The 20726-nt window shown below is 53.1% G+C and carries 21 protein-coding genes; 16 read left to right on the top strand and 5 right to left on the bottom strand.

Going from position 1 to position 20726, the window contains the following annotated elements; translation table 11 throughout:
• Positions 1–43 precede the first annotated feature (43 nt).
• Positions 44–511 (bottom strand): acyl-CoA thioesterase YigI, encoded by a 468-nt coding sequence (gene yigI, locus ABIE10_RS22645; protein WP_003017917.1) that lies wholly within the window; start codon positions 509–511, stop codon positions 44–46.
• 165 nt (positions 512–676) lie between these two features.
• On the opposite strand from yigI, the gene pldA reads away from it, so the two are divergent.
• The 3 genes from pldA (at position 677) to rhtC (ending at position 4149) form a co-directional block, all read left to right on the top strand.
• Positions 677–1546: a phospholipase A gene (gene pldA, locus ABIE10_RS22640; protein WP_016157849.1), complete on the top strand. Its 870-nt coding sequence runs from the start codon at positions 677–679 to the stop codon at positions 1544–1546.
• Positions 1547–1634: 88 nt separating this feature from the next.
• The gene (recQ, locus tag ABIE10_RS22635; RefSeq protein WP_019078429.1) at positions 1635–3464 is read left to right on the top strand and encodes an ATP-dependent DNA helicase RecQ; all 1830 of its coding nucleotides are present in this window, start codon (positions 1635–1637) and stop codon (positions 3462–3464) included.
• A gap of 64 nt (positions 3465–3528) precedes the next feature.
• Positions 3529–4149: a threonine export protein RhtC gene (gene rhtC, locus ABIE10_RS22630; protein WP_019078428.1), complete on the top strand. Its 621-nt coding sequence runs from the start codon at positions 3529–3531 to the stop codon at positions 4147–4149.
• Positions 4150–4193: 44 nt separating this feature from the next.
• Here rhtC and rhtB read toward each other — a convergent pair whose 3' ends face one another.
• Positions 4194–4814, bottom strand: coding sequence for a homoserine/homoserine lactone efflux protein (gene rhtB, locus ABIE10_RS22625; protein WP_003828938.1), 621 nt, complete (start codon positions 4812–4814; stop codon positions 4194–4196).
• Between the two features lie 110 nt (positions 4815–4924).
• On the opposite strand from rhtB, the gene pldB reads away from it, so the two are divergent.
• The 3 genes from pldB to ABIE10_RS22610 all read left to right on the top strand — a co-directional run bounded on the left by pldB (position 4925) and on the right by ABIE10_RS22610 (position 7737).
• The gene (gene pldB / locus ABIE10_RS22620) at positions 4925–5941 is read left to right on the top strand and encodes a lysophospholipase L2 (protein WP_003017911.1); all 1017 of its coding nucleotides are present in this window, start codon (positions 4925–4927) and stop codon (positions 5939–5941) included.
• A 15-nt stretch (positions 5942–5956) separates the two neighbouring features.
• Positions 5957–6757: a sugar/pyridoxal phosphate phosphatase YigL gene (gene yigL / locus ABIE10_RS22615; protein ID WP_008787091.1), complete on the top strand. Its 801-nt coding sequence runs from the start codon at positions 5957–5959 to the stop codon at positions 6755–6757.
• Positions 6758–6837: 80 nt separating this feature from the next.
• Positions 6838–7737 (top strand): carboxylate/amino acid/amine transporter, encoded by a 900-nt coding sequence (locus tag ABIE10_RS22610; protein ID WP_047358745.1) that lies wholly within the window; start codon positions 6838–6840, stop codon positions 7735–7737.
• Here the strand turns inward: ABIE10_RS22610 and metR are convergent.
• Positions 7625–8578, bottom strand: coding sequence for an HTH-type transcriptional regulator MetR (gene metR / locus ABIE10_RS22605; protein ID WP_003017908.1), 954 nt, complete (start codon positions 8576–8578; stop codon positions 7625–7627). The two genes, ABIE10_RS22610 and metR, sit on opposite strands and share 113 nt — an antisense overlap.
• Positions 8579–8812: 234 nt before the next feature.
• Here metR and metE point away from each other — a divergent pair, with 234 nt between their 5' ends.
• Complete coding sequence (gene metE, locus ABIE10_RS22600) at positions 8813–11074, top strand: 5-methyltetrahydropteroyltriglutamate--homocysteine S-methyltransferase (protein ID WP_429157131.1); 2262 nt, start codon at positions 8813–8815, stop codon at positions 11072–11074.
• A 102-nt stretch (positions 11075–11176) separates the two neighbouring features.
• On the opposite strand, the gene ABIE10_RS22595 is transcribed toward metE, so the two are convergent.
• Positions 11177–11983, bottom strand: a complete 807-nt coding sequence (locus tag ABIE10_RS22595; RefSeq protein WP_016155137.1) for a dienelactone hydrolase family protein — start codon at positions 11981–11983, stop codon at positions 11177–11179.
• Positions 11984–12248: 265 nt separating this feature from the next.
• On the opposite strand from ABIE10_RS22595, the gene udp reads away from it, so the two are divergent.
• The 9 genes from udp (at position 12249) to tatD (ending at position 20190) form a co-directional block, all read left to right on the top strand.
• On the top strand, positions 12249–13010 hold the full coding sequence (udp, locus tag ABIE10_RS22590; RefSeq protein WP_006686084.1) for a uridine phosphorylase: 762 nt from the start codon (positions 12249–12251) through the stop codon (positions 13008–13010).
• Between the two features lie 140 nt (positions 13011–13150).
• Positions 13151–14581 carry a DNA recombination protein RmuC gene (gene rmuC / locus ABIE10_RS22585; RefSeq protein ID WP_103767365.1) on the top strand — a complete coding sequence of 477 codons (1431 nt, stop codon included), beginning with the start codon at positions 13151–13153 and terminating at the stop codon, positions 14579–14581.
• Between the two features lie 94 nt (positions 14582–14675).
• On the top strand, positions 14676–15431 hold the full coding sequence (ubiE, locus tag ABIE10_RS22580) for a bifunctional demethylmenaquinone methyltransferase/2-methoxy-6-polyprenyl-1,4-benzoquinol methylase UbiE (protein ID WP_003017897.1): 756 nt from the start codon (positions 14676–14678) through the stop codon (positions 15429–15431).
• A 13-nt stretch (positions 15432–15444) separates the two neighbouring features.
• On the top strand, positions 15445–16050 hold the full coding sequence (gene ubiJ, locus ABIE10_RS22575) for a ubiquinone biosynthesis protein UbiJ (RefSeq protein ID WP_016155139.1): 606 nt from the start codon (positions 15445–15447) through the stop codon (positions 16048–16050).
• Positions 16047–17687, top strand: a complete 1641-nt coding sequence (ubiB, locus tag ABIE10_RS22570; protein ID WP_016155140.1) for a ubiquinone biosynthesis regulatory protein kinase UbiB — start codon at positions 16047–16049, stop codon at positions 17685–17687. Before ubiJ ends, ubiB begins: the two co-directional genes overlap by 4 nt.
• A 78-nt stretch (positions 17688–17765) precedes the next feature.
• Entirely contained in the window at positions 17766–18020 is a 255-nt protein-coding gene (gene tatA / locus ABIE10_RS22565) for a Sec-independent protein translocase subunit TatA (protein ID WP_003017888.1), read from the top strand.
• 3 nt (positions 18021–18023) lie between these two features.
• Positions 18024–18572, top strand: coding sequence for a Sec-independent protein translocase protein TatB (tatB, locus tag ABIE10_RS22560; protein ID WP_016155141.1), 549 nt, complete (start codon positions 18024–18026; stop codon positions 18570–18572).
• A 2-nt stretch (positions 18573–18574) separates the two neighbouring features.
• Entirely contained in the window at positions 18575–19366 is a 792-nt protein-coding gene (gene tatC / locus ABIE10_RS22555; protein ID WP_016155142.1) for a Sec-independent protein translocase subunit TatC, read from the top strand.
• Positions 19367–19407: 41 nt separating this feature from the next.
• Positions 19408–20190: a 3'-5' ssDNA/RNA exonuclease TatD gene (tatD, locus tag ABIE10_RS22550; protein WP_141876187.1), complete on the top strand. Its 783-nt coding sequence runs from the start codon at positions 19408–19410 to the stop codon at positions 20188–20190.
• A gap of 5 nt (positions 20191–20195) precedes the next feature.
• On the opposite strand, the gene rfaH is transcribed toward tatD, so the two are convergent.
• Positions 20196–20684, bottom strand: coding sequence for a transcription/translation regulatory transformer protein RfaH (gene rfaH, locus ABIE10_RS22545; RefSeq protein WP_047358740.1), 489 nt, complete (start codon positions 20682–20684; stop codon positions 20196–20198).
• Positions 20685–20726: the final 42 nt, after the last annotated feature.

The raw sequence follows: 20726 nt of genomic DNA, 5'->3' as shown, positions 1-20726 counted from the left end.
CTCATTTCAGAAATGTAACAGCAGTTTACCTTTTTTTGAGCACTTACCCCACCATATAAGTGGCGGTTGCGCTGGCAATATAAAGCTGTTCTTCGTTATGCAGTTCCACGCGCGCAACGGCGACTTTATTCCCCGCCCGCAGCAGGCTGCTGGTGGCGGTAAAGCGATTTCCTCTCCCCGGGCGCAGGTAATCGACGCGCAAATCGATTGTTCCCATACGTGACATTCGCTGACGCAGTTCGTCCTCGCTGATCGTCTCATGGCGGGTCAGCGTACTGCCAACGCACACCAGCCCGGCGGCAACGTCCAGCGCCGACGCGATCACGCCGCCATGCAGAATGCTTTGCGCCCAGTTGCCGACCATCATCGGTTGATTATTAAAGGCTAATTGAGCAAATTCTTTCTCATAGCGTTCAAGCTCCAGACCCAGCGCCCGGTTAAACGGCATATGATAGACAAACATTTCACCCACTAACTTCAGCGCTTCCTCAGCAGTAAGTACGGCAGACATACGATCCCTACATCTCAATGGTTAATGAAATGTTGATATTATGCTTATTATTTGTTGTTTTCTACTTTAGGACGGGATAACTAACGAGGAACTCGCTAAGTATGTAGAATACTTGCCAGATAATTATACAATTCATCAATATTTTGGTTCAGGAGAACATTACCGATGCGGGCGATTCTGGGATGGTTACTACCAGCAGTCATGCTGCCGTTGACCGCGTATGCGCAGGAAGCGACAGTGAAAGAGATTCATGATGCACCGGCGGTTCGCGGCAGTATTATCGCCAACATGCTGCAGGAGCATGACAACCCTTTCACGCTTTATCCTTATGAGACCAACTATCTCATCTACACCAATACCAGCGACATGAACAAAGAGGCGATCAGCAGCTATAGCTGGTCCGAAAATGCGCGCAAAGATGAGGTTAAGTTTCAGCTAAGCCTGGCGTTTCCGCTCTGGCGCGGAATATTAGGCCCGAACTCGGTACTCGGCGGTTCCTATACCCAGAAGTCCTGGTGGCAGCTTTCGAACAGTGAAGAGTCTGCGCCGTTTCGCGAAACCAACTATGAACCGCAATTGTTCCTCGGTTTCGCCACCGACTATCGCTTTGCCGGTTGGACGCTCCGCGATGTCGAAATGGGCTATAACCATGACTCCAATGGTCGATCCGACCCCACCTCACGTAGCTGGAACCGCCTTTACACCCGGCTGATGGCTGAAAACGGTAACTGGCTGGTGGAAGTTAAGCCGTGGTACGTTATCGGCAGCACTGACGATAACCCTGATATCACCAAATATATGGGCTACTATCAGTTGAAAATGGGTTATCACCTGGGTGACGCGGTGATCAGTGTGAAAGGCCAGTACAACTGGAATACCGGCTACGGCGGCGCAGAGCTGGGGGCCAGTTATCCCATTACCAAGCATGTGCGTCTTTATACCCAGGTCTACAGCGGCTACGGCGAATCACTGATTGACTACAACTTCAATCAGACCCGTGTTGGCGTGGGTGTAATGCTTAACGATATCTTCTGACAGATATTGAGAGTATTTTAATCATTGCAGTTTCTCTCTCAGGCGCTGAAAATAGCGCCTGTTTTTATTTCAGGCTAATGGGGTTAATGTGGCGCAGGCGGAAGTGTTGAATCTGGAAATGGGCGCTAAACAGGTTTTGCAGGAAACCTTTGGCTACCAACAGTTTCGCCCTGGTCAGGAAGAAATCATTGATACCGTGATCGCTGGTCGCGACTGCCTGGTCGTTATGCCGACCGGTGGCGGAAAATCCCTGTGCTATCAAATTCCCGCATTATTGCTTAACGGCCTCACCGTTGTTGTTTCTCCGCTGATTTCTCTGATGAAAGATCAGGTCGATCAACTGCTTGCCAACGGCGTGGCGGCCGCGTGTCTGAACTCCACCCAAAGCCGTGAGCAGCAGCTTGAGGTGATGGCAGGCTGTCGTAGCGGGCAGATTCGCTTACTGTACATTGCGCCCGAACGCCTGATGCTGGATAACTTCCTTGAAAATCTGGCGCACTGGAACCCGGTGCTGCTGGCGGTTGATGAAGCGCACTGTATTTCGCAGTGGGGGCATGATTTCCGCCCGGAATACGCCGCGCTGGGGCAGTTGCGTCAACGTTTCCCAACCCTGCCGTTTGTCGCGCTGACCGCGACCGCGGACGAGACAACCCGGCTGGATATTGTGCGTCTGCTGGGGCTCAACGACCCGTTAATTCAGATCAGCAGCTTTGATCGCCCGAATATTCGCTACATGTTGATGGAGAAGTTTAAGCCGCTCGATCAACTGATGCGCTACGTGCAAGAGCAGCGCGGTAAGTCCGGTATTATTTACTGTAACAGTCGCGCTAAAGTAGAAGACACCGCCGCGCGTCTGCAAAGCCGAGGCATTAGCGCCGGGGCTTATCATGCCGGGCTGGAAAACGCTGTACGTGCAGAAGTGCAGGAGAAATTCCAGCGTGATGACCTGCAAATCGTGGTGGCGACCGTAGCGTTCGGTATGGGAATCAACAAACCTAACGTACGCTTCGTGGTGCATTTCGATATTCCGCGCAACATCGAGTCCTATTACCAGGAAACCGGCCGCGCCGGGCGTGACGGCCTGCCTGCGGAAGCAATGCTGTTTTACGATCCGGCTGATATGGCATGGCTGCGCCGTTGCCTCGAAGAGAAACCCGCCGGGCAACTGCTGGATATCGAACGGCATAAGCTCAATGCGATGGGGGCGTTTGCCGAGGCGCAAACCTGTCGTCGTCTGGTGCTGTTGAACTATTTTGGCGAGGGGCGTCAGGAGCCGTGTGGTAACTGCGACATCTGTCTCGACCCGCCAAAACAGTACGACGGACTCATGGATGCGCGCAAAGCGCTGTCGACTATCTACCGTGTTAATCAACGCTTTGGTATGGGTTATGTCGTGGAGGTTCTGCGCGGAGCGAATAACCAGCGAATTCGCGAGCTGGCCCATGACAAGCTGCCGGTCTATGGCATTGGTCGTGAGCAAAGCCATGAACATTGGGTAAGCGTTATCCGCCAGCTTATTCATCTTGGGCTGGTGACGCAGAATATTGCTCATCACTCCGCGTTACAGCTAACCGAAGCCGCGCGTCCGGTACTGCGTGGTGATGTTGCGCTACAGCTTGCGGTACCGCGTATTGTGGCGCTGAAACCGCGAGCGATGCAGAAATCCTTCGGTGGCAACTACGATCGCAAACTGTTCGCCAAATTGCGGAAGCTGCGTAAAGCCATTGCTGATGAAGAAAATATCCCGCCGTATGTAGTGTTCAACGATGCCACGCTGATTGAAATGGCTGAGCAGATGCCGGTTTCACCGAGCGAAATGCTGAGCGTTAATGGCGTGGGGATGCGTAAACTTGAGCGTTTTGGCAAAGAGTTTATGGCGCTTATTCGCGCGCACGTTGATGGTGACGACGAAGAGTAGTCAGCCAGGCAAAAAAGTGCCAGGATGGTGACTCACTGAACTATTTCCCCCGCGAGTCATTTTTATGTTAACGCTATTTTTCACCGTTGCGTTGGTGCATATCGTTGCGCTGATGAGCCCTGGTCCCGACTTTTTCTTTGTTTCTCAAACAGCGGTTAGCCGTTCGCGCAAAGAAGCCATGATGGGCGTGCTGGGTATTACTTGTGGCGTCATGGTCTGGGCTGGCATAGCGCTGCTCGGCCTACATCTGATTATCGAAAAAATGGCCTGGCTGCACACCATTATTATGGTGGGCGGGGGGCTGTATCTGTGCTGGATGGGTTATCAGATGCTACGCGGCGCGTTTAAAAAACAGGATGTTGCGACTCCCACTCCGCAGGTTGAGCTGGCGCAGAGCGGACGCAGCTTTTTGAAGGGGCTGCTGACCAACCTGGCGAACCCTAAAGCCATTATCTATTTTGGCTCCGTGTTCTCATTGTTCGTTGGCGATAACGTGGGAACGGGCGCACGCTGGGGGATCTTTGCCCTGATCATCGTGGAAACGTTGGCGTGGTTTACCGTAGTCGCCAGCCTATTTGCACTGCCGAAAATGCGTCGTGGCTATCAGCGTCTGGCGAAGTGGATTGATGGTTTTGCCGGTGCGCTGTTTGCGGGCTTCGGTATCCACCTGATTATTTCGCGTTAAGTTTCTTCCGGGCCGGATAAGCGCAAGCGCCTCCGGCGCCTTCATCAGGCATGCCGTGCCGAAGCTAACAAGGCGCCTATCAGCATAAACAGCGAGCCAAACACTTTGTTTAACGCTTTCATTTGCTTTGGCCCTTTAATCCAGCCAGCAATGCGCGTGGCCAGCGTCGCGTAACCGATCATCACAATGATATCGACCACGATGGTCGTGACGCCAAGCACCACGTACTGCATTAACTGCGGTTCCTGCGGCAGGATAAACTGCGGGAACAGGGCGGCAAGGAAAACAATGCTCTTGGGGTTGGTCAGATTAACAAAGACAGCGCGTTTGAACAGGCGGCTGCGCGATTGCGTATTCGCCATGGTGTTCAGATCGATAGCACCCGCCGCCCGCCATTGCTGAATACCCAGCCAAATCAGATAGGCCGCCCCTGCCCACTTCAGCACCTCAAATGCGATCACCGAACGTGAAAATAGCGTTCCCAGTCCTACGCCAACCAGAACGATATGAATGCCAAGTCCTGTCTGCAAACCAGCAATCGACGCGCTGGCACCGCGATAACCGTGACTGATGGCGGTGGTCATGGTGTTGATTGCGCCAGAGCCTGGAGACAAGCTCAAAATAATAGAGGTCAACAGGTAGGCGAACCACCATTCAAAGGTCATGAGAAACTCCCGGATTGTCTATTTTTATGCCACAATACGCTACTGCCGTTAGGTTGTGTCAGCGACGGCGAAAAAAACGATTTTACTTGGTCAGCGAGGCTGGATACCCGATGTTTCAGCAGCAAAAAGACTGGGAAACAAGAGAAAACGCGTTTGCTGCTTTTTCCATGGGGCCACTGACAGATTTCTGGCGTCAGCGGGAAGAAGCGGAATTTACGGGCGTGGATGATATCCCCGTCCATTTTGTGCGTTTTCACGCAGAAAAAAACGATCGCGTCATCGTCGTCTGTCCTGGACGCATTGAAAGCTACGTGAAATACGCTGAACTGGCGTATGACCTGTTTCATTCTGGTTTTGACGTCCTCATTATCGATCACCGTGGCCAGGGGCGTTCCGGGCGTATGCTTTCGGACCCGCATCGCGGTCATGTCGATAACTTTAATGACTATGTCGACGATTTAACCGCATTCTGGCAGCAGGAAGTGCTACCCGGTCCGTGGAGAAAGCGCTATATACTGGCGCATTCAATGGGCGGTGCGATAGCCACGTTATTCTTGCAGCGCCACCCGAATCAGTGTGATGCCATCGCGCTTTGCGCGCCGATGTTTGGTATTGTGATGCGCTTTCCCGACTGGATGGTACGCCACATTCTGGATTGGGCTGAAGGGCATCCGCGGATCCGCGAAGGTTATGCGATGGGTACCGGGCGCTGGCGGGCGCTGCCATTCGGTATGAATGCGTTAACCCATAGTCGACAGCGCTATCGGCGCAATCTACGCTTCTATGCGGATGAGCCACGGCTGCGCGTTGGCGGCCCCACCTACCACTGGGTACGTGAAGGTATTCTGGCAGGCGAACAGGTTCTGGCTGGAGCAGGAGACGACGCGACGCCGACGTTGCTGATTCAGGCCGAAGAAGAGCGTGTGGTAGATAACCGCATGCACGATCGTTTTTGTGAACTCCGCGCCGCAGCGGGCCATCCCGTAGAAGGGGGGCAGCCGCTGGTCATCAAAGGCGCGTACCATGAGATCCTTTTTGAAAAGGACGCAATGCGCTCAGTCGCGCTTAACGCTATTGTCGAATTTTTCGACAAGCATAACTCATCCAGCGGAACCCGCTTTGCCTAGAGGTTGAATTTTCTTATGTATCAGGTTGTTGCGTCTGATTTAGACGGTACGCTGCTTTCTCCCGACCATACTCTGTCCCCTTATGCCAAAGAGACGCTGAAGTTATTGACCGCTCGTGGCGTTAACTTCGTGTTTGCGACTGGCCGTCATCATGTTGATGTGGGGCAAATTCGCGATAACCTCGGCATTAAAACCTACATGATCACGTCCAACGGCGCGCGTGTGCATGATTCTGACGGGAATCTGGTGTTTTCCCATAACCTGGATCGCGACATTGCCAGCGACCTGTTTGGCGTAGTGAATGCAAACCCGGACATCGTGACCAACGTTTATCGTGATGATGAGTGGTTTATGAACCGCCATCGCCCGGACGAAATGCGCTTCTTCAAAGAAGCAGTGTTTAACTATTCACTGTTTGAACCTGCGCTACTGGAGCCGGAAGGCGTGAGTAAGGTGTTTTTCACCACCGATTCTCACGAAAGGCTGCTGCCGCTGGAACAGGCGATTAACGCTCGCTGGGGCGACCGCGTCAACGTCAGTTTCTCTACGCTTACCTGCCTGGAAGTCATGGCTGGCGGCGTATCGAAAGGTCATGCGCTGGAAGCGGTAGCGAAAGCGATGGGCTACAGCCTGAAAGATTGCATCGCTTTTGGCGACGGAATGAACGATGCGGAAATGCTCTCCATGGCAGGGAAAGGCTGCATTATGGGCAACGCTCACCAGCGCCTGAAGGATCTGCATCCGGAACTGGAAGTCATTGGTCTTAATGCCGACGATGCCGTGCCGCATTATCTGCGTGAGCTGTTTTTGCAGTAATGTTATTGTTCGTTAGTTGACCAGATGTCAACTTAAAACTTCGCTACAATGGGCGTACCTTTTGTTAAGAGACATCCATTGTGGCGTTACTCATCATTACCACAATTCTGTGGGCCTTTTCCTTTAGCCTGTTTGGCGAGTACCTTGCCGGTCATGTCGATAGCTATTTTGCGGTGCTGGTGCGCGTTGGGCTGGCGGCGCTGGTGTTCCTGCCGTTTTTACGTACCCGTGGGCATAGCGTAAAAACCATCGCGCTGTATATGCTGGTGGGCGCCATGCAGCTTGGCATTATGTATATGCTGAGTTTTCACGCCTATCTGTACCTGACGGTTTCAGAACTGCTGCTCTTTACCGTGCTGACGCCGCTCTACATTACGCTGATTTATGACCTGATGAGCGGACGTCGTCTGCGCTGGAGCTACGCCTTCAGTGCGTTGCTGGCGGTGGTTGGTGCGGGGATCATTCGTTACGATCAGGTGACCAGCCACTTCTGGACCGGCCTGCTGCTGGTGCAGTTGTCCAATATCAGCTTTGCCATTGGCATGGTGGGCTACAAGCGTCTGATGGAAACGCGGCCAATGCCGCAGCACAACGCCTTTGCCTGGTTTTACATGGGGGCCTTTATGGTGGCGGTCGTGGCCTGGTTCATGCTGGGGAATGCGCAGAAAATGCCTGCAACCACGCTACAGTGGGGAATTCTGGTCTTTCTTGGCGTGGCAGCGTCCGGCATTGGTTACTTTATGTGGAACTACGGCGCGACCCAGGTGGATGCGGGGACGCTGGGCATCATGAACAATATGCATGTGCCGGCCGGGCTGCTGGTTAACCTGGCTATCTGGCATCAACAGCCTCACTGGCCAAGCTTCATCATTGGTGCGGCTGTGATAGTGGCTTCACTGTGGGTACATCGAAAGTGGGTCGTTCCGCACTCCGTACAAACGGCAGGTGATCGCAGGCGTGATTCCGCGCTGAGCGAATAAACGCTTCCGTGACTGGCTGTCGCTGCTCGCCATCGCGCACGGCGGCGTACAGCCGACTCCACAATCCATCGCCCAGGGTTTTGGTCACCACCAGGCCCTGGCGTTCAAAACTCTCCACCACCCAGTGCGGTAAAGCTGCAATACCCATTCTGGCTGCAACCATCTGAATCAGCAGCAGGGTGTTATCCACGCTTTTCAGCGACGGACTAACGCCCGCAGGCTGCAAGAAATGCCGCCAGACATCCAGTCGACTCCGTTGCACCGGGTAAATAAGCAGCGTCTCACTGGCTAAATCCTCCGGCGTAATCTGCGTCTTGCTGGCCAGCGGATGGTCCGGCGCCAGTACCAGGCGGACTTCAAAATCGAACATCGGCGAGTAGTGCAGTCCGCTACGCGGCAGAATGTCGGATGTCAGCACCAGATCCAGCTCATCCTGTTGTAGCGCTGGTTGCGGATCGAACGTCACGCCGGATTTAAAGTCCATCTCCACCTGCGGCCAGTTGGCACGAAAATTCTCCAGCGCGGGCGTCAGCCATTGAATACAGCTATGGCATTCAATAGCGATCCGCAGCCGGGTTTGCTGCGGTTCGTTGCAGGCCTGCAGCGCACGACCAATTTGCGGCAACACCTGATTTGCTAACTGCAGCAAAATTTCGCCTTGCGGCGTAAAGCGCAGAGGCTGGCTTTTACGGATAAAAAGTCGAAAGCCAAGGCGCTGTTCCAGATCGCTGAACTGGTGAGAGAGGGCGGATTGGGTCTGATGCAACGTCGCCGCTGCGGCCGCCAGCGAACCACTATTCCGCAACGCCTGGAGCGTTTTCAGGTGTTTAATCTCGATCATGAAAGTCCTTCACTTCGGCATGAACAAATTGCGCTTGAGGAATATACAGTAACTGTCAATTATGGATGTGTAAACATCTGGATGGCTAAAATCCTTCGTCTTTTAAATTTATGGTGCGTTGGCTGCGTTTTTCCACCCCGGTCACTTACTTCAGTAAGCTCCTGGGATGAATACACTTGCCACCTTCCCTAAATTAAAAATCAATAGGATTTACATATAATTAGAGGAAGAAAAATGACAATACTTAATCACACCCTCGGTTTCCCTCGCGTTGGCCTGCGTCGCGAGCTGAAAAAAGCGCAAGAAAGCTACTGGGCGGGAAATTCTTCCCGTGAAGATTTGCTAACCGTTGGCCGCGAGCTGCGTGCCCGTCACTGGGATCAGCAGAAGCAGGCGGGCGTTGACCTGCTGCCAGTGGGCGATTTTGCCTGGTACGATCACGTGCTGACCACCAGCCTGCTGCTCGGCAACGTTCCGGCTCGTCATCAAAATAAAGACGGCTCGGTCGATATCGATACCTTATTCCGCATTGGCCGTGGCCGCGCACCAACCGGGGAGCCCGCGGCGGCGGCAGAAATGACCAAATGGTTTAACACCAACTATCACTACATGGTGCCAGAGTTCACCAAAGGTCAGCAGTTCAAACTGACCTGGACCCAACTGTTGGATGAAGTGGATGAAGCGTTGGCGCTCGGTCACAAGGTGAAACCTGTGCTGCTGGGACCGGTAACTTACCTGTGGCTGGGGAAAGTGAAGGGCGAACAGTTTGACCGCCTGAGCCTGTTGAACGATATTCTGCCGGTTTACCAGCAGGTGCTGGCTGAGCTGGCGAAACGCGGTATTGAGTGGGTGCAGATTGATGAACCGGCTCTGGTGCTGGAGCTGCCTCAGGTTTGGCTGAACGCCTTCAAACCGGCGTATGACGCGCTGACGGGTCAGGTAAAGCTGCTGCTGACCACCTACTTCGAAGGCGTAACGCCAAACCTGGATACCATTACCGCGCTGCCGGTGCAGGGGCTGCATGTTGACTTCGTGCACGGTAAAGATGATGTGGCCGAGCTGCACAAGCGTCTGCCTGCCGACTGGTTGCTGTCAGCGGGGCTGGTGAACGGTCGCAACGTCTGGCGTGCCGATCTCAGCGAAAAATACGCGCAAATTAAAGATATCGTCGGGAAACGAGACCTGTGGGTAGCTTCTTCCTGCTCCTTGCTGCACAGCCCAATCGATCTCAGCGTGGAAACCCGCCTTGATGCAGAAGTGAAGAGCTGGTTTGCCTTCGCCCTACAAAAATGCGGCGAGCTGGCGCTGCTGCGTGATGCGTTGAACAGCGGTGATACGGCGGCAATTGTGGCGTGGAGCGCACCGATCCAGGCTCGTCGTCACTCTACCCGCGTACACAACGCCGCAGTGGAAAAACGTCTGGCGGCGATCACCGCTCAGGACAGCCAACGTACCAACGCTTACCCGGTACGCGCCGAAGCGCAGCGTGCCCGCTTTAATCTGCCGGCATGGCCGACCACCACTATCGGCTCATTCCCGCAAACCACGGAAATTCGCGGCCTGCGTCTGGACTTCAAAAAGGGCAACCTGGATGCAAGTAACTACCGCACCGGTATCGCGGAACATATCAAACAGGCGATTGTTGAACAGGAACGTCTGGGGCTCGACGTGCTGGTGCACGGTGAAGCCGAACGTAACGACATGGTGGAATATTTTGGCGAGCACCTGGACGGTTTCGTCTTTACCCAGAATGGTTGGGTGCAGAGCTACGGCTCTCGCTGCGTGAAGCCGCCGGTGGTTATTGGCGATGTCAGCCGCCCGGAAGCGATCACCGTGGAGTGGGCGAAGTATGCCCAGTCGCTGACCGACAAACCGGTAAAAGGCATGTTGACCGGTCCGGTGACCATTCTCTGCTGGTCATTCCCGCGTGAAGACGTGACGCGTGAAACCATTGCTAAGCAGATTGCGCTGGCGCTGCGTGATGAGGTAGCGGATCTGGAAGCGGCGGGTATTGGCATCATCCAGATTGACGAACCGGCACTGCGCGAAGGTCTGCCGCTGCGCCGCAGCGACTGGGCGGCGTATCTGGAGTGGGGCGTGGAAGCCTTCCGCATTAACGCGGCGGTGGCGAAGGATGAAACCCAGATCCACACCCACATGTGTTACTGCGAGTTCAACGACATCATGGACTCCATTGCGGCGCTGGACGCGGACGTGATCACCATTGAGACTTCACGCTCTGATATGGAGTTGCTGGAATCGTTTGAAGAGTTCGACTATCCGAACGAAATCGGGCCGGGCGTATACGATATTCACTCGCCGAACGTCCCGAGCGTGGAGTGGATTGAAGCCCTGCTGAAGAAAGCCGAGCAGCGTATTCCGGCCGAGCGTCTGTGGGTCAACCCGGACTGCGGCCTGAAAACGCGCGGCTGGCCGGAAACCCGCGCCGCGCTGGCGAACATGGTCAAAGCCGCGCAGAACCTGCGTCAGGTGTAATTCCGTGCCGGTGGCCGGGAAGCGCAAGCGCTTACCCGGCTTACAGGAAATAGCAAGAGTTGTAGGCCCGGTAAGGTGTAGTCGCCGCCGGGCAATTAACGTTTATTTCTTCCCGCCGTATTGTGTGAACCACTCCAGCATTCTCAGCCAGCCATCTTTCGCGGACTCTTCGTGATAGCTCGGACGATAATCGGCGTTAAACGCATGTCCGGCATCGGGATAGACCACGATTTCCGCTTTTGCATTGGCGGCACGCAGCGCCTGACGCATTGTTTCAACGGTATCTTGCGGAATACTGGTGTCCTGGCCGCCATAAAGTCCCAGAACGGGGGCGTTAAGATCGGTCGCGATATCAACAGGATGTTTCGGTGAGTTGAGGGTTTTATCCCCCACCAGTTTGCCATACCACGCTACCGCCGCTTTTAACTGCGGATTATGAGCTGCATACAGCCAGGTGATGCGTCCACCCCAGCAAAATCCGGTGATCATCAACTGGTGGGCATCTCCTCCGTTACGAGAAGCCCAACTGGCGACGTGATCCAGATCGGCCAATACCTGAGAGTCAGGCACTTTGGCGACAAGGCTGCTGAGTAACGTGGGGATATCGGCAAAGTCATTGGGATCGCCTTCACGAAAATAGAGCTCTGGTGCGATAGCCAGATACCCTTCCAGAGCCAGACGGCGGCAAACGTCACGAATGTGTTCATGAATGCCAAAAATCTCCTGCACGACAATGACCACTGGTAGCGGGCCATCGGACTGTTTTGGTCGTGCGTGATACGCTGGCATATCATCGCCTTGTGAAGGTATGGACGTTACACCGGCGATAATGGCGTTATCCGGAGTGTGAACCGTGGTAGACGTCGGTGGAGATACAGCAGGTGCAAAGCCAGATTGTCGTGTTGTCATGGTATTCTCCGTACCCTTAAATATTCAGCCAAAAAGCGCATTGTTAACTATAGACACATGCAACGAACCACATTGCCTTAAACGGTCTATCTTTTGTGCAGGGCTTCCTTACATCGCATCATTTATGTGATTCAAGTCACTATTTTATGGTAATGGAATGCAATTGATTTACATCATAGTGATTACTGTCACGAAAATATGTTCATGCCTTCGGTAAAGTGTGTTTTTGCTTCTTCTGACAAAACCGATTCACAGAGGAGTTTTTATGTCTAAGTCTGATGTTTTTCATCTCGGCCTCACTAAGAACGATTTACAAGGGGCTCAGCTCGCTATCGTCCCTGGCGACCCGGAGCGTGTGGAAAAGATCGCCGCGCTGATGGATAAGCCGGTTAAGCTGGCATCTCATCGCGAGTTCACTACCTGGCGTGCTGAGCTGGATGGTAAAGCCGTGATCGTTTGCTCTACCGGTATCGGCGGTCCGTCAACCTCTATTGCCGTAGAAGAACTGGCACAGCTGGGCATTCGTACCTTCCTGCGTATCGGTACGACTGGCGCCATCCAGCCACATATCAACGTAGGTGATGTACTGGTCACCACAGCGTCTGTCCGTCTGGACGGTGCAAGCCTGCACTTCGCGCCAATGGAATTCCCGGCCGTCGCGGACTTCGAGTGCACCACCGCGCTGGTGGAAGCGGCGAAATCTATCGGCGCCACCACCCACGTAGGCGTTACCGCGTCTTCTGATACCTTCTATCCGGGCCAGGAGCGTTATGACACCTTCTCTGGTCGCGTAGTGAGCCGTTTCAAAGGCTCAATGGAAGAGTGGCAGTCTATGGGTGTCATGAACTACGAAATGGAATCTGCTACGCTGCTCACCATGTGCGCAAGCCAGGGTCTGCGTGCTGGTATGGTCGCGGGGGTTATCGTGAACCGTACTCAGCAAGAGATCCCTAATGCGGAAACGATGAAACAAACAGAAAGCCACGCGGTGAAAATCGTGGTGGAAGCTGCGCGTCGTTTACTGTAATTCTCCCGTCTATTCAAAAAGGCCGACGCGTTCGGCCTTTTTATTTTGCGTAGTGCCTCGCAGGAAATTCCTTTTAAACTGGACGTTTATACAGCACAATTCTATTTTGTGCGGGTAAGTCGTTGCTGTAAGGGGGCGTTGTGGATATTTCAATTATGATGAGTGCCGTGCTGGCGTTAGCCGCAGGGCTGCTGGTGGGGTGGCTAGCAACAAAAGCGCACGCCGATCGGATCCGTGCTGACCTCATCGAAGAACGACGCGAACTGGATATTGCGCTAAGCGCCGCCCGCCAGCAGCTCTCACAGGAAGCCCACTGGCGCGATGAGTGCGAACTACTCAATAACGAATTGCGCAGTCTGCACAGCATCAACACCTCTCTGGAAGCCGATCTTCGAGAAGTCACTACCCGTCTGGAAGCGACGCAGCAGCATGCGGAAGATAAAATCCGCCAGATGATCAACAGCGAACAGCGTCTGAGCGAACAATTTGAAAATCTGGCGAACCGTATTTTCGAGCACAGCAACCGTCGTGTAGACGAGCAAAATCGCCAAAGCCTGAACAGCCTGCTTACACCGCTTCGCGAACAACTGGACGGTTTTCGACGCCAGGTTCAGGATAGCTTTGGTAAAGAGGCGCAAGAACGCCATACTCTGGCGCACGAAATTCGTAATCTGCAGCAACTGAACGCGCAGATGGCGCAGGAAGCGGTAAACCTGACGCGGGCATTAAAAGGCGATAACAAAACGCAGGGCAACTGGGGCGAGGTCGTACTCACGCGGGTGCTTGAGGCTTCCGGTCTGCGCGAAGGCTATGAATACGAAACCCAGGTCAGCATTGAGAACGATGCCCGTTCGCGGATGCAGCCAGATGTCATCGTCCGGTTACCGCAGGGCAAAGATGTGGTGATCGACGCGAAAATGACGCTGGTCGCCTATGAACGCTATTTTAATGCTGAAGATGAATACACCCGCGAGAGCGCGTTGCAGGAGCACATCGCCTCGGTACGAAACCATATCCGTCTGCTGGGGCGCAAAGACTATCAGCAGCTTCCTGGGCTGCGCACACTTGACTATGTGCTGATGTTTATCCCCATTGAGCCTGCTTTTTTACTGGCGCTCGATAGACAGCCTGAACTGATTACCGAAGCCCTTAAAAATAACATTATGCTGGTTAGCCCTACCACGTTGTTGGTGGCATTGCGCACGATTGCCAACTTGTGGCGCTACGAGCATCAGAGTCGTAATGCGCAACAGATCGCCGATCGGGCCAGCAAACTTTATGACAAGATGCGATTGTTTGTGGATGATATGTCGGCAATTGGCCAAAGCCTGGATAAAGCTCAGGATAACTACCGACAGGCGATGAAAAAACTCTCTTCAGGCCGTGGAAACGTCCTGTCGCAGGCAGAAGCGTTTCGCAGTTTAGGCGTGGAAATTAAGCGCGAGATTAATCCTGAACTGGCTGAACAAGCCACTACGCAGGATGAAGAGTACCGCTTGCGCTCGGTCCCTGAGACGCAGCAGGATGAACCTTACCCTGATGATGAAGCGGTAAACCAGCAATCAAACTAGTCCGTTTGGGGTAGTTGAACCGGGCAGAAGGGTAGGGCAAATTGGCCCAATCTGTTACACTTCTTGAACATTTTTTGGATGAGCAGGCACTGAGATGGTGGATAATTCACAAGAAACGACGCACTTTGGCTTTCAGACCGTCGCTAAAGAGCAGAAAGCTGACATGGTGGCCCACGTTTTTCATTCTGTGGCGTCTAAATATGACGTTATGAATGACTTAATGTCATTTGGCATTCATCGTTTGTGGAAGCGCTTCACCATTGACTGCAGTGGCGTGCGTCGCGGGCAAACCGTTCTCGATTTGGCGGGCGGTACGGGCGATCTGACGGCGAAATTCTCTCGCATGGTAGGCGAAACTGGCAAAGTTGTGCTGGCGGATATCAACGACTCAATGCTCAAAATGGGTCGTGAAAAGCTGCGTAATATCGGCGTCGTGGGTAACGTTGAGTACGTTCAGGCGAATGCGGAAGCATTACCTTTCCCAGACAACACGTTTGACTGCATCACCATCTCTTTCGGTCTGCGCAACGTAACGGATAAAGACAAAGCATTACGATCTATGTATCGCGTGTTGAAGCCGGGCGGACGTCTACTGGTGCTGGAGTTCTCCAAGCCGATTATCGAACCGCTGAGCAAAGCCTACGACGCATACTCTTTCCACGTTTTGCCGCGCATTGGTTCTATGGTGGCAAGCGATGCAGACAGTTATCGCTATTTGGCGGAGTCCATCCGCATGCATCCCGATCAGGACACCTTAAAAGCAATGATGCAAGATGCCGGGTTCGAAAGCGTTGATTACTACAACCTGACGGCAGGTGTCGTTGCGCTGCATCGTGGTTACAAGTTCTGACAGGAGATTGGGGATGCCTTTAAAACCCTTAGTGACCGCCGGCGTTGAAAATTTGCTTAACACCTTTCTGTATCGTTCTCCTGCGCTCAAGTCAGCCAGAACGCGTTTACAGGGCAAAGTGCTGCGTGTTGAGCTCAAAGGATTTTCAACACCGTTAGTGCTGGTGTTTAGTGAGCGCCAGGTCGATGTGCTGGGGGCATGGGAAGGCGAAGCCGATTGCACCGTAATCACACATGCCAGCGTGTTACCGAAATTACGCGACCGGCAGCAACTCACCACGCTTATCCGCAGTGGTGAGCTGGAGGTTCAGGGCGATATCCAGGTGGTACAGAATTTTGTCGCGTTGGCCGATCTGGCGGAGTTTGATCCCGCAGAACTGTTAGCACCTTATACCGGCGATATCGTCGCGGAAGGGGTCAGCAAAGTTTTGCGTGGTGGAGCGAAGTTCCTGTGCCACAACATTCAACGCCAGCAGCGCTATGTTGCCGAAGCGATCACCGAAGAGTGGCGTATGGCTCCAGGTCCGCTTGAGGTTGCATGGTTTGCAGAAGAAACGGCAGCCGTTGAGCGTGCGGTCGAATCTCTGGCCAAACGGCTGGAAAAACTGGAGGCCAAATGACGCCAGGTGAAGTACGGCGCCTTTATTTCATCATTCGCACTTTTTTAAGCTACGGTCTTGATGAACTCATCCCCAAAATGCGTATCACGCTGCCGCTCCGGTTGTGGCGTTACACGCTGTTCTGGATGCCCAACCGACATAAAGACAAACCGCTGGGAGAACGGCTGAGACTGGCTTTACAGGAGCTCGGCCCGGTGTGGATTAAGTTCGGGCAAATGCTCTCTACCCGCCGTGATCTTTTCCCGCCGCACATCGCCGATCAGCTAGCGCTATTGCAGGATCGGGTAGCCCCATTCGATGGGCAAAGAGCGAAAGAACAAATCGAAGAGGCGATGGGGGGGCTGCCCGTCGAAGAATGGTTTGATGATTTTGAGATCACACCGCTGGCATCCGCGTCTATTGCTCAGGTTCACACCGCGCGACTGAAATCGAATGGGAAAGAGGTGGTGATCAAAGTTATCCGCCCGGACATACTGCCGGTAATTAAAGCGGATTTGAAACTGATCTACCGCCTTGCCCGCTGGGTACCTCGCCTGATGCCAGACGGCCGCCGCCTGCGACCAACAGAAGTGGTCCGTGAATATGAAAAAACGTTGATTGATGAGCTGAATCTGCTGCGCGAGTCGGCGAACGCGATTCAGCTGCGACGTAATTTTGAAGACAGCCCAATGCTGTACATCCCGGAAGTGTACTCTGACTATTGCAGTCAGAACATGATGGTGATGGAGCGCATTTACGGTATTCCCGTTTCAGATGTCACCTCGCTTGAGAAGAACGGCACCAATATGAAGCTGCTGGCTGAACGCGGTGTTCAGGTCTTCTTTACTCAGGTATTCCGCGACAGCTTTTTCCATGCGGATATGCACCCTGGGAACATTTTCGTGAGTTATGAGCATCCTGAAAACCCGAAATACATTGGTATTGATTGTGGGATTGTGGGTTCTTTAAACAAAGAAGATAAGCGTTATCTGGCTGAAAACTTCATCGCGTTCTTTAACCGCGACTACCGCAAAGTTGCTGAACTGCATGTGGATTCTGGCTGGGTTCCGCCGGATACCAACGTAGAAGAGTTTGAATTTGCCATTCGTACCGTGTGCGAGCCGATTTTCGAAAAACCGCTGGCGGAGATTTCCTTTGGCCATGTGCTGTTAAATCTGTTCAACACAGCGCGCCGATTCAATATGGAAGTTCAGCCTCAACTGGTATTGCTACAGAAGACTCTGCTGTACGTTGAAGGTGTCGGACGACAGCTCTACCCGCAGTTAGATTTGTGGAAAACGGCCAAGCCTTTCCTCGAATCCTGGATCAAAGATCAGGTCGGTATTCCGGCGCTTGTTAGGGCATTTAAAGAAAAAGCACCGTTCTGGGTCGAAAAAATGCCAGAAATACCTGAACTGGTGTATGACAGTTTGCGCCAGGGCAAATATTTACAGCACAGTGTTGATAAGATTGCCCGCGAGCTTCACGCGAATCATGTACGTCAGGGACAATCCCGTTATTTATTGGGCATTGGTGCAACATTGTTGCTCAGTGGAACATTCCTGCTGGTAAGCCGTCCTGAGTGGGGGCTTATGCCGGGCTGGTTAATGGCCGGCGGTGTCTTAGCCTGGTTGATCGGCTGGCGCAAAATGCGCTGAATTTTTCATCGCCCTAGGCAGGTCGTGTAACGTATACTACGGCCTTATTAATTCATCATCTATGACAGAGGAACATGTATGGGTGGTATCAGTATTTGGCAGTTGTTGATCATTGCCGTCATCGTTGTACTGCTATTTGGCACCAAGAAACTCGGCTCCATCGGTTCCGATCTTGGCGCGTCGATTAAAGGCTTCAAAAAAGCAATGGGTGATGATGAGCCAAAGCAAGATAAAACCAGCCAGGACGCTGATTTTACTGCTAAATCCATTACCGATAAGCAGGGCGAAGTGAAAAAAGAAGACGCCAAAAGCCAAGATAAAGAGCAGGTATAATCCGTGTTTGATATCGGTTTTAGCGAACTGTTATTGGTGTTCGTGATCGGCCTCATCGTCCTGGGGCCGCAACGTTTACCTGTAGCGGTAAAAACGGTTGCTGGCTGGGTTCGTGCTTTGCGTTCCCTGGCAACTACTGTTCAGAATGAACTGACCCAGGAGCTTAAGCTTCAGGAGTTTCAGGACAGCCTGAAGAAAGTAGAGAAAGCGAGCCTGACAAATCTGACCCCGGAGTTGAAAGCCTCAATGGATGAGCTGCGTGAAGCGGCAGAGTCGATGAAGCGTTCTTACAGTGTGCACGATCCTGAGAAAGAGAGCGATGAAGCGCACACTATCCATAATCCGGTGGTGAAAGAAGCTGAAGCGCAGCGAGAAGGGGTCACCCCTGCTGCCGCTGAAAACCAGGCCAGTTCGCCGGAGCAAAAACCGGAATCCACGGGTGCTAAAACGCCAGAGCCAACGGAAAACACTTCCGCTACGTTAATGGATGCAGAAAAGAAAGCTGTCGCACCTGTTGCCGAATCCTCCCCCTCGTCGAGTGATAAACCGTAAACATGGCTGTAGAAGATACCCAACCGCTCATCACGCATCTTATTGAGCTGCGTAAGCGACTCCTGAACTGCATCATTGCGGTAATCGTGATCTTTTTGGCGTTGGTTTACTTTGCCAACGACATTTACCATATGGTCGCGGCGCCGTTGATTAAACAGATGCCGCAGGGTGCAACGATGATCGCCACCGATGTGGCTTCGCCGTTCTTTACCCCAATCAAGTTGACCTTCATGGTATCGCTGATCCTGTCAGCGCCAGTGATCCTCTACCAGGTGTGGGCATTTATTGCGCCGGCGTTGTATAAACATGAACGCCGTCTGGTTGTTCCGCTGCTGGTCTCCAGTTCGTTGTTGTTCTACATCGGCATGGCATTCGCCTATTTTGTTGTCTTCCCGTTAGCGTTTGGTTTTCTGGCCAACACGGCTCCGCAAGGCGTGCAGGTATCAACGGACATTGCCAGCTATCTCAGCTTTGTAATGGCGCTATTTATGGCTTTCGGTGTCTCTTTTGAGGTGCCTGTCGCCATCGTGCTGCTATGCTGGATGGGCATTACGACGCCAGATGATTTACGCAAAAAACGTCCTTATGTTGTGGTGGGTGCTTTTGTCGTCGGGATGCTACTGACTCCGCCAGATGTCTTCTCGCAAACGTTGTTGGCGATACCGATGTACTGCCTGTTCGAGGTGGGTGTTTTCTTCTCTCGTTTCTATGTCGGTAAGCGACGTACGAGAGATGAGGACAACGAGGCTGAAGAAGCAAAAGAAGCCGAAGCCACCGAGAAAACTGAAGAATAAATTCAACCGCCCGTCAGGGCGGTTGTCATATGGGAGGAAGCATGTTTGATATTGGCGTTAATTTAACCAGTTCACAATTTGCGAAAGACCGGGATGAGGTCGTGGCGCGCGCCTTTGCTGCGGGCGTAAACGGTATGCTTCTGACCGGAACAAACCTTCACGAAAGCCAGCAGGCGTTAAAGCTGGCGCAGCATTATCCGCATTGCTGGTCCACGGCTGGCGTGCACCCGCATGACAGCAGCCAATGGCAATCCTCAACGGAAGACGAGATCATCGCGCTGGCAAACCAGTCGAAGGTAGTCGCTATTGGTGAGTGCGGCCTGGATTTCAATCGCAATTTCTCCACGCCGCAGGAGCAGGAACGTGCTTTTGAAGCGCAACTGCGCATTGCTGCTGAACTGCAGATGCCGATTTTCATGCATTGTCGGGATGCGCATGAGCGTTTTCTGACGTTGCTGGAGCCGTGGCTGGACAGCCTCCCAGGCGCGGTGCTGCACTGTTTCACCGGTTCGCGCCAGGAGATGCAGGACTGCGTGGACCGAGGGCTTTATATCGGTATCACCGGGTGGGTCTGTGATGAACGCCGGGGGATGGAACTGCGGGAGCTGCTGCCGTTTATTCCGGTGGAAAGACTGCTGATAGAAACCGATGCACCTTACCTGCTCCCTCGCGACTTAACGCCTAAACCGGCGTCACGTCGCAATGAACCGGCGCACCTGCCGCATATTCTTGAGCGAATTGCTCACTGGCGTGGGGAAGATCCTCAATGGCTGTCAGCAACCATTGATGCCAACGTCAGAACGCTGTTCGAAGTGACCTTCTAAACGACTTATATTTTTCGAAAACCGGTATTTTTCACGCTCTGCTTAATCTCTTTATTCAAGAGGTTAAGCAGTAGCATGGAACGCGCTTCGCCATCCGGTTCGGTGAAGATCGCTTTCAGTCCCTCAAACGCCCCTTCAGTAATAATCACGCTGTCCCCTGGCTGAGGGGTTTGCGGGTCAACAATACCTTCAGGCTTGTAGATAGAAAGCTGGTGAATTACGGGGGATGGGACGGTCGCAGGTGTCGCTCCAAAACGAACAAAATGGCTGACACCACGCGTGGCGTTGATCGTGGTGGTGTGGATCACTTCCGGGTCGAACTCGACAAACATGTAATTAGGGAATAGTGGTTCACTGACTGTGGTACGTTTACCGCGCACCATTTTTTCCAGGGTGATCATAGGCGTCAGGCAGTTCACCGCCTGTCTTTCCAGGTGTTCCTGGGCTCGCTGAAGTTGCCCACGTTTGCAGTACAGTAAATACCAGGATTGCATAATAACTCTTATTCGCTTGTTCTGAGCGCTAGCATAGCAAAA

Origin of the sequence: Citrobacter sp. 506, from assembly GCF_050434985.1 — a bacterium.
Classification (GTDB): Bacteria; Pseudomonadota; Gammaproteobacteria; order Enterobacterales; family Enterobacteriaceae; genus Citrobacter; species Citrobacter braakii.
This window is presented reverse-complemented; position numbering and strand designations above follow the sequence as displayed.

Bases quoted from the DNA above. Each gene is read 5' to 3' on its own strand.
- udp (WP_006686084.1), top strand. From the start codon at position 12,249: ATGTCTAAGTCTGATGTTTTTCATCTCGGCCTCACTAAGAACGATTTA.
- ubiB (WP_016155140.1), top strand. From the start codon at position 16,047: ATGACGCCAGGTGAAGTACGGCGCCTTTATTTCATCATTCGCACTTTT.
- rhtC (WP_019078428.1), top strand. From the start codon at position 3,529: ATGTTAACGCTATTTTTCACCGTTGCGTTGGTGCATATCGTTGCGCTG.
- ubiJ (WP_016155139.1), top strand. From the start codon at position 15,445: ATGCCTTTAAAACCCTTAGTGACCGCCGGCGTTGAAAATTTGCTTAAC.
- ubiE (WP_003017897.1), top strand. From the start codon at position 14,676: ATGGTGGATAATTCACAAGAAACGACGCACTTTGGCTTTCAGACCGTC.
- rhtB (WP_003828938.1), bottom strand. From the start codon at position 4,814: ATGACCTTTGAATGGTGGTTCGCCTACCTGTTGACCTCTATTATTTTG.
- tatC (WP_016155142.1), top strand. From the start codon at position 18,575: ATGGCTGTAGAAGATACCCAACCGCTCATCACGCATCTTATTGAGCTG.
- tatD (WP_141876187.1), top strand. From the start codon at position 19,408: ATGTTTGATATTGGCGTTAATTTAACCAGTTCACAATTTGCGAAAGAC.
- yigL (WP_008787091.1), top strand. From the start codon at position 5,957: ATGTATCAGGTTGTTGCGTCTGATTTAGACGGTACGCTGCTTTCTCCC.
- yigI (WP_003017917.1), bottom strand. From the start codon at position 511: ATGTCTGCCGTACTTACTGCTGAGGAAGCGCTGAAGTTAGTGGGTGAA.
- metR (WP_003017908.1), bottom strand. From the start codon at position 8,578: ATGATCGAGATTAAACACCTGAAAACGCTCCAGGCGTTGCGGAATAGT.
- metE (WP_429157131.1), top strand. From the start codon at position 8,813: ATGACAATACTTAATCACACCCTCGGTTTCCCTCGCGTTGGCCTGCGT.
- tatA (WP_003017888.1), top strand. From the start codon at position 17,766: ATGGGTGGTATCAGTATTTGGCAGTTGTTGATCATTGCCGTCATCGTT.
- pldA (WP_016157849.1), top strand. From the start codon at position 677: ATGCGGGCGATTCTGGGATGGTTACTACCAGCAGTCATGCTGCCGTTG.
- pldB (WP_003017911.1), top strand. From the start codon at position 4,925: ATGTTTCAGCAGCAAAAAGACTGGGAAACAAGAGAAAACGCGTTTGCT.
- rfaH (WP_047358740.1), bottom strand. From the start codon at position 20,684: ATGCAATCCTGGTATTTACTGTACTGCAAACGTGGGCAACTTCAGCGA.
- ABIE10_RS22595 (WP_016155137.1), bottom strand. From the start codon at position 11,983: ATGACAACACGACAATCTGGCTTTGCACCTGCTGTATCTCCACCGACG.